12 protein-coding genes are annotated in these 11,197 nt (G+C 74.9%); 7 read left to right on the top strand and 5 right to left on the bottom strand.

Features of this window, described 5'->3' with window-relative positions; translation table 11 throughout:
• Nucleotides 1-101: 101 nt before the first annotated feature.
• Both HCN52_RS16570 and HCN52_RS16565 read right to left on the bottom strand, forming a co-directional pair.
• On the bottom strand, nucleotides 102-1,106 hold the full coding sequence (locus HCN52_RS16570; protein WP_168089231.1) for an ABC transporter substrate-binding protein: 1,005 nt from the start codon (nucleotides 1,104-1,106) through the stop codon (nucleotides 102-104).
• A gap of 92 nt (nucleotides 1,107-1,198) precedes the next feature.
• Nucleotides 1,199-2,017 carry an ABC transporter ATP-binding protein gene (locus HCN52_RS16565; RefSeq protein ID WP_168089230.1) on the bottom strand — a complete coding sequence of 273 codons (819 nt, stop codon included), beginning with the start codon at nucleotides 2,015-2,017 and terminating at the stop codon, nucleotides 1,199-1,201.
• Nucleotides 2,018-2,312: 295 nt separating this feature from the next.
• Here HCN52_RS16565 and HCN52_RS16560 point away from each other — a divergent pair, with 295 nt between their 5' ends.
• Nucleotides 2,313-2,828: a lamin tail domain-containing protein gene (locus HCN52_RS16560; RefSeq protein WP_312876732.1), complete on the top strand. Its 516-nt coding sequence runs from the start codon at nucleotides 2,313-2,315 to the stop codon at nucleotides 2,826-2,828.
• A 147-nt stretch (nucleotides 2,829-2,975) separates the two neighbouring features.
• On the opposite strand, the gene HCN52_RS16555 is transcribed toward HCN52_RS16560, so the two are convergent.
• Together HCN52_RS16555 and HCN52_RS16550 are read right to left on the bottom strand one after the other, a co-directional pair.
• Nucleotides 2,976-3,926: an SIS domain-containing protein gene (locus HCN52_RS16555; protein ID WP_168089229.1), complete on the bottom strand. Its 951-nt coding sequence runs from the start codon at nucleotides 3,924-3,926 to the stop codon at nucleotides 2,976-2,978.
• Complete coding sequence (locus HCN52_RS16550) at nucleotides 3,923-4,873, bottom strand: class II fructose-bisphosphate aldolase (RefSeq protein WP_168089228.1); 951 nt, start codon at nucleotides 4,871-4,873, stop codon at nucleotides 3,923-3,925. Before HCN52_RS16550 ends, HCN52_RS16555 begins: the two co-directional genes overlap by 4 nt.
• Before the next feature lie 359 nt (nucleotides 4,874-5,232).
• Here HCN52_RS16550 and HCN52_RS16545 point away from each other — a divergent pair, with 359 nt between their 5' ends.
• From HCN52_RS16545 to HCN52_RS16535, 3 genes are all read left to right on the top strand, one after another.
• Nucleotides 5,233-7,011, top strand: a complete 1,779-nt coding sequence (locus tag HCN52_RS16545; protein ID WP_209314626.1) for a VanW family protein — start codon at nucleotides 5,233-5,235, stop codon at nucleotides 7,009-7,011.
• A gap of 307 nt (nucleotides 7,012-7,318) precedes the next feature.
• A complete protein-coding gene (locus HCN52_RS24805; protein ID WP_209314625.1) occupies nucleotides 7,319-7,558 on the top strand; it encodes a twin-arginine translocation signal domain-containing protein in 240 nt (79 codons plus the stop codon).
• A gap of 1 nt (nucleotide 7,559) precedes the next feature.
• Nucleotides 7,560-8,219, top strand: coding sequence for a LysM peptidoglycan-binding domain-containing protein (locus HCN52_RS16535; protein WP_168089226.1), 660 nt, complete (start codon nucleotides 7,560-7,562; stop codon nucleotides 8,217-8,219).
• Nucleotides 8,220-8,299: 80 nt separating this feature from the next.
• Here HCN52_RS16535 and HCN52_RS16530 read toward each other — a convergent pair whose 3' ends face one another.
• A complete protein-coding gene (locus tag HCN52_RS16530; RefSeq protein WP_168089225.1) occupies nucleotides 8,300-9,955 on the bottom strand; it encodes an FAD-binding dehydrogenase in 1,656 nt (551 codons plus the stop codon).
• A 138-nt stretch (nucleotides 9,956-10,093) separates the two neighbouring features.
• Here HCN52_RS16530 and HCN52_RS16525 point away from each other — a divergent pair, with 138 nt between their 5' ends.
• From HCN52_RS16525 to HCN52_RS26205, 3 genes are all read left to right on the top strand, one after another.
• Nucleotides 10,094-10,600, top strand: coding sequence for an NUDIX domain-containing protein (locus HCN52_RS16525; RefSeq protein ID WP_168089224.1), 507 nt, complete (start codon nucleotides 10,094-10,096; stop codon nucleotides 10,598-10,600).
• Between the two features lie 27 nt (nucleotides 10,601-10,627).
• Nucleotides 10,628-11,017, top strand: a complete 390-nt coding sequence (locus tag HCN52_RS16520; protein ID WP_168089232.1) for a YidH family protein — start codon at nucleotides 10,628-10,630, stop codon at nucleotides 11,015-11,017.
• A gap of 31 nt (nucleotides 11,018-11,048) precedes the next feature.
• Nucleotides 11,049-11,197 (top strand): DUF202 domain-containing protein (locus tag HCN52_RS26205; protein ID WP_168089223.1); only part of this gene is annotated, 149 nt, incomplete at its 3' end.

The following is an 11,197-nucleotide window of genomic DNA, read 5'->3' as shown; positions in this document are numbered from 1 at the left end:
CCGCGGCGCCGGCCGCACCCCGCCGGGCCCGGCCGCCGAGGACGGGACGTCCTCGGGCGCGGGGCGCGGCCGTCGGGCGGCCGGCGGGGCGGAACCGATCATCAGACGCCCAGTGCCTTCCCGACCTCGTCCAGGATGTACTCGGCCGAGACCGGGCCGCCGAACAGCCAGGTGCCCGGGTCGAGCTCGTGCCAGCGGTCCTCCTGGACGAACTCCAGGCCCTCCCAGACGCGGTTGCCGGCGAAGGCGCCGGTGAACGGCGAGTCGGCGTCGTCGGCGACGGTGAGGAAGTGGATGTCGGGCTCCAGGTTGGTCAGCCCCTCAACGCCGACGGTGGTCATGCCCCAGGCGTCGCCCTCGCCGTCCCAGGTGTTCTCCAGTCCCGCCAGTTCCAGGACCTGGGCCACCAGCGCCTCGTCGGTGAAGAGGCGGGCGGTGCCCGTGCCGTCGGCGGTGAACCCCTGCGCGAAGGCGTAGCGGGTGCCGTCGAGGCCCGCGGCGGCGAGGCGCTCCTCCAGGTCGGCCGCGCTCTCCTCGATCCCCGCGAAGACCTCGTCCGCCTGCTCCTCGCGGCCCACCGCCTTGGCGAGCTCGGTGAAGTTGGTGCGGAGCGTCTCCAGCTGCGGCGAGGTGGTGTACTCGAACGACAGCACCGGGGCGATGTCCTGGAGCTGCGGCAGGTTCTCCTGCGCGCGGCCGTCGTCGACGACGATGAGGTCGGGCTCCAGCTGCCGGATCTGCTCGATGCTGGGCGCCTGGCGGTTGCCGACGTCCACGGTGTCCTCGGCGAGTTCGACGCCGGGAGCGGTGATCCACTGGGCGTAGCCGTCGTTGTCGGCGTTGCCGGCCGGCTGGACGCCGAGCGCGATGAGCTCCTCGGTGTAGGTCCACTCCAGGGAGACCACGGTGGTGGCGGGTTCGTCCAGCGTCACCTGGCCGCGGGCGGTCTCGACGGTGATGGTGCCGCCGCCCGCACCGCTGTCGGGCGAGGCGGAGTCCGAGCCTCCCGCCTCCTCGCCGACGGTGCCGGATCCGCAGGCGGCGACGGTGAGGGCGAGCGCCGCGGCGGTGCCGGCCGTCGCGAGGGCGCGCAGCATTCTCTGCATGGCTGGGGTGTCTCCTTCGTGGTGTCCGTGACCCGGCGCGGTCTCGAGGACCGGCGCCGGCGGGGAGGCGCGTGGGCGGCGGGCGCCGCGGTTCAGCGGGCGGCGTCCGCCGCGGGGAGGGGGAAGCAGGCGAGGTGGCCGGTCTCGGGGTCGCGGAGCACGGAGACCCGCAGCCCGAAGGCGCGGTGGATGACCTCCGGGGTGAGCGCGGTGGCGGGCGGGCCGGCGGTGACGGTCCCGCCGTCGGCGAGCACCATGACCTCGTCCGCGTAGGCGGCCGCCTGGGTGAGGTCGTGGAGCACCACGCCGCAGGCGATGCGGTGCTCGCGGGCGAGACGGCGGACCACGTCCAGCACCTCGAACTGGTGCCGCAGGTCGAGGTAGGTGGTGGGCTCGTCGAGCAGCAGCACCCCGGCCCGCTGGGCCAGCACGGTCGCCAGCCAGGCGCGCTGCCGTTCGCCACCGGACAGTTCGTCGAGCCGCCGCTCCGCCAGCGGCGCGGCGTCGGTCACCTCCAGCGCCCAGTCGACGGCCTCGCTGTCCTCGTCGGTGTGGCGGGCGAAGGCGCCGCGGTGGGCGTACCGGCCGTGCCGCACCAGCTCGGCGACGCGGACCCCGGCCGGCACGAGCGAGGACTGCGGCAGGAAGGCCAGCCCCCGCGAGAGCGAGCGGCGGTCCAGCTCGGCCACCGGTCGGCCGTCGAGGGTGACGGATCCCGCGAGCGGCGGTAGGAGACCGGCGGCGGTGCGCAGCAGGGTGGACTTGCCGCAGCCGTTGGGGCCGACCAGCACGGTGACGCGGCCCGGTCGCAGCGCCAGCCCCACCCCGGACAGGACGCGGCGTCCGGCGTGCCCCACGTCGAGTCCCTCGGCGAGCAGCCGCGGCTCGTCCTGCGCATCGTCAGCGGACACTCGGTGCCTCCTGCTCGCGGGTCGTCCGTCCGGTGTTCGGACCGCGCACGAGTGTACCCGCACAAGTAAGGGTTGCCTTACTCGGCCCGGCGCCCGGTCGGTACGCCCGCCGGCAACCCGCCGGGGCGGCCGCGGAGTGGGTACATCGGGCCCGTTTCACCACGTGGTCGCCGTTGTCCCCAAAAGCCCTTCGCAGCACCGCTGTTTCGGGCACACTGATCGCTCGGCCCCGCCGCTTCCGGCGGGCCCGGGCCGGCGTGCGCACCGCCCCGGCCCCTCCTCGAAAGGCACGCCCGTGAACCGCGCCATACGCACGGCACTTCTCGCCGCTGTCTCCCTCGCCGTCCTGATGCCGGCCGTCCCGGCCCACGCGGCCAAGACCACCGGCGACCTGATGGTCACCCACGTGCGGCCCAACGCCGCCGGTGCCGACGTGAAGAACGGCAAGCAGATCAACCTCAACGACGAGTTCTTCGTGATCAAGAACGTCACCAAGAAGACGGTGAACGTGGGCGGTTACGTCCCCGACATCACCACCAACACCTACGGCAGGGCGCTGCCCGCCTACAAGCTGCCCGCCGGGGCCACCGCCCGGGTGCACACCGGAACGGGCAAGAATCACAAGGACAGCAAGGGCGTCCACCACATCTACCGCGGCTACGCCCGACACGTGCTGCCCAACGACGGGCGGTCCAAGACGCCGAACCTGCGGCTGAAGAAGCCCGGCAGCAAGGACAACAACGCCGCCGCCGGCACGATCAGCTCCTGCAGCTGGAACGTCGCGGCCAACGGCAAGACGTACACCTGCTGACCGGCGCCGCCCACGGCGGCCCACCTCGCGGGCGCCCCGGCGCCCACCCGGCGGCGGACCGGCCCCCACGGCCGTGAACCCGCCCCTCCCCCACACCTCGGGGCCGCCCGGCGCGTCGACCGCCGGGCGAGCCCTCCCCCGCCGCGCTCAGCCCAGGATCACCGACCGCGCCAGATGCCGCGGCCGATCGGCGTCCAGACCGCGGCGCGCCGCCCGTGCCAGGGCCACCAACTGGACGCGCACCAGGTCGGCCATCGGGTCCAGCGGCTCACCGCCGGCGGCCGCGGCGCCTTCCCGTACCGCGCTGTGGGGGTCGGAGCCGGCGACCAGACCGCCCCCGGTGGCGGCCACGTCGGAGGCGAGCCCCCGGGGCAGCGCCCCCAGGACCCAGACCGCGCGCCCGGGCTCGGTGACGCTGATCGGTCCGTGCCGGTACTCCATCGCCGGATAGGCCTCGGTCCACGCCCCGGCGGCCTCCCGCAGCTTGAGCGCGGCCTCCTGCGCCAGGCCGTGGCACCAGCCGCTGCCGAGGAAGGTGACCTGGTCGGCTGCGACCGCCTCCTCGGGGGGTCCGGCCACCACCGCGCGTTCGGCGTCGGCCACGGCCGCGTCCAGCCGCTCCCCCAGTCCGGCGCGCAGCAGCGCGAGTGCGCTGGTGGCGAACCGGGTCTGCACCACGGAGCGTTCGTCGGCGTGGTCGAGGACGACCCGCTGGTCCACCGCGCCGGCCAGCGGGGAGGCGGCGTCGGCGACGACCGCGGTGGTCGCGGTGGTGCCGCGCAGCGCCGCCGCCAGTTCCCGCACCTCGGTGGTGGTGCCGGACCGGCTGAGGAGGACCACCCGGTCGTAGCGGCGCCCCGCGGGGAAACCGGAGGCGGGCCAGGCGTCGCTCTCCCCCGCCCCGGAGGCCTCGCGCAGCGCGGCATAGCTCTGCGCCATGTACCAGGAGGTGCCGCAGCCGACGACCGCGATCCGTTCGCCGGTGGCGGGCAGGGCGCCGTCGGCGGTCGCGGCCAGCTCGGCGGCGCGGCGCCAGCAGTGGGGCTGCGAGGCGATCTCCTCGGCGGTGTGCGCGCCGGGTGCGGGGGCGGTGCTCATGGGGGCTCCTCGTCGCTTCCTCGTGCCGGTGGGTGCGGGGTCGGGTGCGGTCGTGCGACCGGGGGCGCGGGCCGTGGCGCCTCCGGGCCCGGCGGCGGGCGGTGGACGAGAGCGGCGAGCCGGGCGGCGGTCGCCGCCATCGCGCTGCGCCCGTCCGCCAGCCACCGGCGCGGGTCCACCACCTCCGTGTCGCCGACAAGGGCGGCGCGGACGCCGGTGGTCAGCGCGACGTTGAGCGCGGTACCGATGTTGACCTTGGTGATCCCGCCGCGGACCGCCGCCGCGAGTTCGGCGGCGGGGACCCCGGAGGAGCCGTGGAGGACCAGCGGTACCGGCACCCGTTCCGCGAGCCGGGCCAGCAGGGCGTGGTCCAGCGCCGCGACCGGGGTCGTCATGGCGTGGCGGCTCCCGATGGCCACGGCGAGGGCGTCCACGCCGGACGCGGCGGTGAAGGCGCGCGCCGCCTCCGGATCGGTACGGGCCTCGGGGTGGTGGGGGTCGGGCGGCGGTTCGCCGTCCTTGCCGCCGACGACTCCCAGTTCGGCCTCGGTCCACAGCCCGTTGGCGCGCGCCCAGCGCGCGGCGGCGGCGCAGGCGGCGAGGTTGTCGCGGTAGGGCAGGTGGGAGGCGTCGACCATGACCGAGCTGCACCCCGCTTCCGCCGCGCGCCGCAGCAGTTCGGGGTCGCGGACGTGGTCGAGGTGGAGCGCGGCCGGGACCGCGGCGGCCTCGGCCGCGGCGGTGGCGGCGCGCGCCAGCGGCAGCGGATCGGCCCGGCGGTAGCGCACGGCGTTCTCGCTGATCTGGAGGATCACCGGGACGCCGGCGCGCTCCGCGCCCTCCAGCACGGCCTCGACGTGTTCGAGCGTGATGACGTTGAAGGCGGCGACCGCTCCCCGCCGCTCCCTGGCCGCGGTCAGCAGGCCGCCCGCCGCGACGAGGGGCATGGGGACTCCGCTCTGGCTCTGGGCGGGGCGTACGGCCCGGGCCGCGCGCTGCGGGGACGCCGGGCTGCGCAATATAGGCAGCGGCCCCGGGCCGTTTCAAGCACGCCTCGCGGGGCGGGGCCGAACGGTTCACGGGTCGGCGCCCCGCCGGCGCCCGGGTGGTTCCCGGTGGCCGGGTGACGGTTGTCACGGCAGAGCGGGACAGGCGCCACGAGGGGGCCGAAAGCCGCTCAGGGAGCGGCATTACCGGGCATCCAAGATGCTTTTGTACCTTTTCATTTATCGAACGACGCTTTGTTAGTCTTCGCTGACGCCGGTCACGGTCAACGCTGCAGCACCCGAGGAGTCTCGTGTCGTACATGCCGCCTCCCGCCGAACCGCCCCGGATATCCGGCACGGCGGAGGAGACCAGTCCCACGGTGACGCAGCGGCTCAAGGCCCTTCCCAAGCCGGCGCTGGTCGCCGCGGCCGTGGCGGTCGCGCTCGGCGGCGGCCTGCTGGTCGCCTCCCTCGCCGTCGACTCCGCGGTCGCCCAGGGCACCACGGTGCTGGGGGTGGACATCGGCGGGCTCGGCACCGACGAGGCGCGCGAGAAGCTGGCGGCGGAGCTGCCGGAGCTGACCGACGACCCGCTCCAGGTGTACGTCGGGGAGGTCCCCGAGGACGCGGCGGACCCCCGTCTCGTCGTGCCCTCCGAGACGGGCCTGTCGGTGGACGTCGACGCGACGGTGGACCGCGCCGACACCCCGGGGCTGTTCGGACGCCTCTTCGGCGGCGACGGCGGGCCGGTGCAGCCGGTGACCGCGCTGGACGAGGAGCGCGGCCGCGCCGCGATGGAGGAACTGGCCGAGGCGACCGGCACCGAGCACACCGAGGGCGGCGTCGCCTTCGTCGACGGCGAGGTGGAGATCACCGAGCCCGGCAGCGGCGCCTCGCTCGACGTCGACGGCGCCCTGGAGCGACTGCGCGAGACCTTCCTCACCGCCGAGGCGTCGGCCCCGGTCTCCCTGCCGGTCACCGCGGCGCAGCCCGCGGTGGACGAGGCGGAGGTGGAGCGCGCGGTGAACGAGTTCGCGCGGCCCGCCATGTCGGGGCCGGTGCGGCTGGCCGTCGACGACCGGGAGCTGGAGATCACCCCGGCGATGATCAGCCCGTACCTGACGATGGAGGCCGACGACGACGGGACCCTGGTGCCCCGACTCGACGGCGAGGGCCTCGCCGAGGACGACGCGGTACTCGCGGCGGTGGACGAGGTGAACCGGCCGGCGCTGAACGCCCGGCTCGCAGTGCGCGACGGCGGCGTCGTGGTGACCTCCGACGCCCGCGACGGCGTCGAGGTCGAGACCGGGGACCTCGGCGACCAGATCATGCCGCTGCTGACCAACCCCGAGGGCTCGCGCAGCGGCCGCGCCACGGTGACCACCACCGAGCCGGAGCTGACCCGCGAGAACGTGGACCAGCTGGGCGTGGTCGAGCAGATGTCGAGCTTCACGGTCACCTTCGACCCGGCGCCCTACCGCACCACCAACATCGGTCGCGCGGTCGAGCTGATCAACGGCTCGGTGGTGGCGCCGGGCGAGCGGTGGAGCTTCAACGAGACGGTCGGCGAACGGACCGAGGAGAACGGCTTCGTCGAGGGCATCATCATCCTCAACGACCAGTACCAGACCGCGCAGGGCGGCGGCGTTTCGGCGGTCGCCACCACGATGTTCAACGCGGTCTTCTTCGCGGGCGTGAAGCCCGTGGAGTACGGGGCACACTCCTTCTACATCGAGCGGTACCCCGAGGGCCGCGAGGCCACCGTCGCCTGGGGCAGCCTCGACAACAGCTTCGAGAACGACTCGGACCACTCCATCTACATCTCGGCCACCTCCGACGACTCGTCGGTGACGATCTCGTTCCTCGGCACCAAGAAGTACGACGAGGTGGAGGCGGTCACCGGCGAGCGCACCAACGTGGTGGAGCCCGGCACGCGCGAGGCGGTGGCGGACGACTGCGTGCCGCAGCCCCCGTTGGAGGGCTTCGACGTCATGGTGGAGCGCGTCTTCCGCAACGGCGGGGACGAGGTCGGGCGCGAGGAGTTCACCACGCGCTACACCCCGCGCGACGAGGTCGTCTGCGAGCCCGGCGGCGACTGACCCGCCCTCAGCTCTCCACTCTCCGCAGGCCGGTGGCCGGTCGTCACACCGTGACGACCGGCCACCGGTGTTGTCCCGCGCGCGAACCGCCCGACCGTCGGCGCGGCACCGCGACGTATCGGGACGATCCCTGCAACATTCACATAACTGCCGCATGCCGCGGGCGGCGAACGGGAAGTCCTCTCATCATTCATTACGAGGTGAGGGGACAATTCCGTTTTGTATACAGGGCTGTTCGACCGCCTTCTCCGGGCTGTCGGAAGGAGTCGCCGCTCGCCTCCCGATCCGCAACGCACCTGGAGGAGCTTTGTCCGGACGAACTTCGCGCCGCGGTTTCCTGACCGCGGTCGCCGCCGCCGCGGGGGGCGCGGCCGCGCTGCCCGTGATCTGCGCGGGTCCCGCGTGGGCCGCGTCACCGGGGGAACTGCCCGTGGTCAACCGGCGCGACCACCCGGCGGCCCTGTGGGGCCCGGGGGCCGAGACCGACCCGTTCGCAGAACCGCTGAACGCCAGCGTGGACTGCGCCCTGCACGGCGCGGAGGCGTGAGATGGCGACCTTCGTGACCCGCGCGCAGTGGGGCGGGCGCGCCCGCCGGTCCTCCAACACCAACATCACCCCCGCCCGGGGCGGGGTGAGCATCCATCACGTCGGCGGCAGCCGGGTGGCGCGCGCCGCCCACGGCGACTGCGCCGCCCAGGTCCGCGGCATCCAGAACTACCACATGGACTCCAACGGCTGGAGCGACATCGCCTACAGCCACCTGGTGTGCGTCCACGGCTACGTCTTCCAGGGGCGCGGCGAGGGCCAGCGCACCGCGGCCAACGGCACCGACGCCGGGAACCAGAACTGGTACGCGGTCTGCGCGCTGACCGGCGGGTCCTCCTCCGCCTACGACACCATCACCGACGCCCTCGTCGACGCCTTCCACCTGGCCATCTCCCGACTGCGTTCCTCCGGGAACGCCGCGGCGGCGATCAACGGCCACCGCGACCACCGGGCGACCGAGTGCCCGGGCAACCTCTACCCGCTCGTGCAGAACGGGCGGTTGAACCCGGGACGCCGCAGTCACACGGTGCGCTCCGGCGAGACGCTGTACTCCATCGGCCGGCTGTACGGCGTCGCCTGGGAGTCGATCGCCGCGGCCAACAACCTGTCCGCCCCCTACACGATCTACGTCGGTCAGGTCCTGGTGATCCCGGCCTCCTGATCCGGGCCGGGTGATGCCGGGGCCGCGAGCCGTGCCCGCCGGGCGGTGAGCGCCCGGCGGGCACGGGCCGGTGGCGCCGCTCAGTCGACGGCGGCAGCGGCGGCCCGGCCCGCGGCCCGGCCCGAGAACAGGCATCCCCCGAGGAAGGTGCCCTCCAGCGCCCGGTAGCCGTGCAGGCCGCCGCCGCCGAAGCCGGCGGCCTCCCCGGCGGCGTAGACCCCGGGCAGCGGGGTGCCGTCCTCCCGGAGCACCCGGCTCGTCAGGTCGGTCTCCAGTCCGCCCAGCGTTTTCCGTGTCAGCAGCCGCAACCGCACGGCGACCAGCGGCCCCGCGGCGGGGTCCAGCAGCCGGTGGGGCGACGCGACGCGGATCAACCGGTCGCCGAGGTAGGCGCGGGCGCCCCGCACCGCGGTGAGCTGCAGATCCTTGCTGAAGCGGTTGCCGACCTCCCGGTCCCGCGCCTCCACCTCGCGCCGCAGCCGGGCCTCGTCGATCAGCGCCTCCCCCGTGACGGCGTTCATGCCGCGTGCCAGGGCGCCGAGGTCGCGCTCCACGACGAAGTCCTCGCCGTGTTCCATGAAGGCCCGCACCGGTCCGGGCGCGCCGCCCCGGGCACGGCCCAGGACGCCGCGCAGCGACTTCCCCGTCAGGTCGGGGTTCTGCTCCGAACCGGAGAGGGCGAACTCCTTCTCGATGATCCGCTGCGTCAGCACGAACCAGGTGTGGTCGTGGCCGCTTCGCGCGATGTGCTCCAGGGTGCCCAGGGTGTCGAACCCGGGGAACAGCGGCACGGGGAGGCGGCTCCCCGTCGCGTCGAGCCACAGCGAGGAGGGGCCCGGCAGGATGCGGATGCCGTGCTCGGCCCAGACGGGGTCCCAGTTGCCGATCCCCTCGGTGTAGTGCCACATGCGGTCCCGGTTGATCAGCCGGGCACCGGCGCGCTCGGCGACGCCCAGCATCGCCCCGTCCACGTGGGCGGGCACGCCCCGGAGCATCCGCGCCGGCGGGCGGCCCAGCCGCTCCGGCCAGTGCTCCCGGACCAGCTCCGGGTCGCCGCCGATGCCGCCGGAGGTGACGACCACGGCCTGCGCCCGGAGCTCGAACGCGCCGACGGGCTCCCGGCCGGTCGGCTCGCCCCGTGGTGCGCCGCTGTCGGCGAGCACCTCCCCGCTGACGGTGTCGACGGTGCCGCCGGTGGCGACGAGCGCGGTGACCCGGTGCCGATGGCGCACCTCGACCCGACCGCGCGCCTGTGCGGCCCGCAGCCGCCGCACGAAAGGGGCCAGCAGACCGGGGCCGGTCCCCCAGGTGATGTGGAAGCGCGGCACGGAGTTGCCGTGGCCGCCGGCGTCGTACCCGCCGCGCTCCGCCCAGCCGACGACGGGGAAGAACCGCACCCCGAGCCCGTGGAGCCAGGCGCGCTTCTCCCCGGAGGCGAAGTCGACGTAGGCCTCCGCCCAGCGGCGCGGCCAGTGGTCCTCCGGGCGGTCGAACCCGGCCGAGCCCAGCCAGTCCTGCCAGGCCAGCTCGCGGTCGTCCCGCACCCGCATCCGCCGCTGCTCGGGCGAGCCGACGAGGAAGAGCCCTCCGAAGGACCAGTGCGCCTGGCCGCCGAGCGACTGCGGCGGCTCCTGGTCCAGCAGGATCACCCGGCGTCCCGCGTCGGCGAGTTCGGCGGTGGCTGCGAGCCCCGCCAGCCCCGCCCCGATCACGATCACATCAGCGTCGTACGCCATGGTCTCCGTCCTTCGCGGCCCCCGCCGCGGCGGGCCCGGGTCCCCGGGCGGCGCCCGCCCGGTGCCACGATCTTCGGGAGCACGCACCGCGGCGTCAACCGTCCGTTCCCCGTCGGGGTCGGGTGGTTGGATCGTTCCATGGACGAGGACGAAGTGCTGGACGTGGTCGACGAGCACGACGAGGTCACGGGGCGCGCGCCCCGCGGGGAGGTCTACCGCGACCGGCTCCGCCACCGCTGCGCGGCGGTGCTGGTGACGGACGGGCAGGGGCGGATCTTCGTGCACCGCCGGACGACGACGAAGCTGATCTTCCCCGGGCTCCACGACATGTTCGTCGGGGGTGTGGTGGGGGCGGGCGAGGGCTACGCCGCGGCGGCGTGGCGGGAGGCGCGGGAGGAGTTGGGCGCGCCGGGGCTGCCGGAGCCCGAACCGGTGCTGCGCTTCCTCTTCTCCGGCGCGGGTGGGTCCTGGTGGACCTCGGTCCACCGGGTGCAGTGGGACGGCCCGGTCCGTCCGCAGCCCTCGAAGGTCGCCTGGCACGCCTTCCTCACGCCCGAGGAGGTGGCGGACCGGCTGGAGAGCTGGGAGTGGGCCCCGGACGGGCTCGCCGCCTGGCGGCGGCTGACCGCCTCCGCGACGCGGTGAGGGGCGGCGGGTAGGGTCGCCCGGGTGATGGGACCGCTGCGCACGGTGGGTCTGTGGTTCTCCCCGCGACGGGTGAGGGCCGAGGGCGACACCCCCGACTACCGCTTCTCGCTCGCCAACGAGCGCACCTTCCTGGCGTGGGTGCGCACCGGGCTGGCTTTGGTCGCCGGCGGGATCGCCGTCGACCAGTTCGCGACCGGCCTCACCGGGCCGGTCCGCACGGTGATCGCCGTGGTGCTGCTGGTCGGGGGCGCCGCCTGCGCGGTCCGGGCGGTGAGTCACTGGGTGCGGTGCGAAGTGGCGATGCGGCGCGGCGAGGACCTGCCGGAGTCCCGGTTCCCCGCGCTCCTCGCGGTCGGCACGGCGCTGGCCGCGCTGCTGGTGGCGGTGGCGGTGGTCACCGGGGTGCTGCGGTGAGCCGGCGCCGGGCAGTCGGCCGGGGCGCGGCGTGAGGGTCCCGCAGCGACCGGGGACACCGGGGCCGCGCGACCCCGCGGCGCAGCCGGAGCGGACGGCGCTGGCGTGGCGGCGCACCGCGCTGGCGTTCGCGGTGGTGACGCTGTTCGCGTGGCGCGTGCCGGCCGCCATGGGCTCGCC

It is taken from the genome of Streptomyces bohaiensis (genome assembly GCF_012033785.1).
GTDB classification, from domain to species: Bacteria; Actinomycetota; Actinomycetes; order Streptomycetales; family Streptomycetaceae; genus Streptomyces; species Streptomyces bohaiensis.
This window is presented reverse-complemented; position numbering and strand designations above follow the sequence as displayed.